1 protein-coding gene is annotated in these 1,492 nt (G+C 51.1%); it reads right to left on the bottom strand.

Features of this window, described 5'->3' with window-relative positions; translation table 11 throughout:
- Nucleotides 1–40: 40 nt before the first annotated feature.
- Nucleotides 41–1,492, bottom strand: a 1,452-nt coding sequence (locus J7360_RS21170; protein ID WP_209034802.1) for a DNA/RNA non-specific endonuclease, incomplete at its 5' end; no start/stop codon positions are given.

The following is a 1,492-nucleotide window of genomic DNA, read 5'->3' as shown; positions in this document are numbered from 1 at the left end:
CTCGCGCCGGGTCTGCTTACGGGTGCCCAAGCCCTCAGCGTCACCGAACGTCAGCTGCATGGATGAATCCTCTACATAAGGCGATAGTGTCGCGCATCTGCGGTGAGTTGATCAGACCTTCCCTAGCTATAAGGTGCCCTCCCTCATCATCAGGAAGACCACAGTTGCCGGCTTTACACTGCTGATAACCGTTGCGATCCTTACTCACCAAAGACAGGTTGGCCTCAACATAATCGACTCGCCCGTCAGAATCGGTCCTGTAGACCTTGTTGCCGTCAACATTATAGATAGCGTTTGATTCCGGCTTATTTAAAGATTTATTCCACCCGCCCTTCTCACCAGAGGACAAGTTTACTTCTTTATAAATGCCTCCATCCTGCGCTTGTACAACTACTTCACCATCCTTTGTTAATAGACGACGTGATCCGTTCGGCAAAAATCCTACTTCATTGACATTCGAGCTACTGGAGTCAAGGACACCATAGCCGCCCGGCAACTCGGGATAATTGATTGATCCAGACACATCAACTTTGTTATCACGAATGGAATCAATCAAAACGCTTGGGTCAGAAGGCTTGGGCCTCAGCACCGGCACCTCTACAAAATCGCCTGACGACTGAACAAAAATAGCCGGATCTTTAACCGCGCTCGGTAAAGGAACATCAAGCTCCTTACGCACCTGTAACACGTCCTTGAATATATTTATAATTTTACCGGCAGCAACCTCACCTACTTCACCCGCCTTAGCAAACAGTATTTCCTGTGCAACAGCACTCAGTGCTTCATCGACATTTCCGGTTAGCAAGTTTCTAGTCACATCCGCAGCAAATCCGACGTCACCCGTGAACGTGGTGCCGATCGTCCATGCATCCTTGTTCAGGACACCGCTAACGTAATCGTTTGCCCAGCCCGCACTTGTCCTGTTAAGCGCCTGCAGTAAATAGCGTTGATCCGTCGCACTGACCGCCGTTCCAAGAACTGTCCCATATACCTGGTCAAGTGCTGTCGTACCGCGAAGATTCCCTGCAAACATCGAACTGTCATTATATTGATGCCAGTCGGCCGCAAAGTCGGTGTAAGTACCGTGTGTTGCCTTGATGTTATCCAGGAAGTTAGATGCAGGCCCGTCCTGAGCAACCTGCCCTCCCATACCAAGCACCTCGTTCCAGCGACTGTCCGTTTGACGCATCGCTTGAACGGTCAGACGTTGCCGAGCTATTTCGATCTGTTGCGGTGTGCAGGATTGCCCGCATTCCAGTGCTGCAAAATCTGCAGCGTTGGCATTAATCTTGGCAAGCTCATCAGGATGAAGCTGCCGATTGAACAGATCGCCGGCCAAAGCGGTGTTGGCTCCTGCAAGGCCACCCAGGGTTCCACCAATGGCAGCACTTCCAAGCTCCATCAACGCCCGATAGGTTTCGCTATCACTTGTGACCCCGTTATCCCTTAGGGAAGGTCTGATCAACTCATCGCAGATGCGCGACACTATCGC

It is taken from the genome of Xanthomonas sp. D-99 (assembly GCF_017746145.1).
In the GTDB taxonomy this organism is placed as follows: Bacteria; Pseudomonadota; Gammaproteobacteria; order Xanthomonadales; family Xanthomonadaceae; genus Xanthomonas; species Xanthomonas cissicola.
The sequence above is the reverse complement of the archived record's forward strand: the minus strand, read 5'-3'. Positions and strand labels throughout refer to the sequence as shown.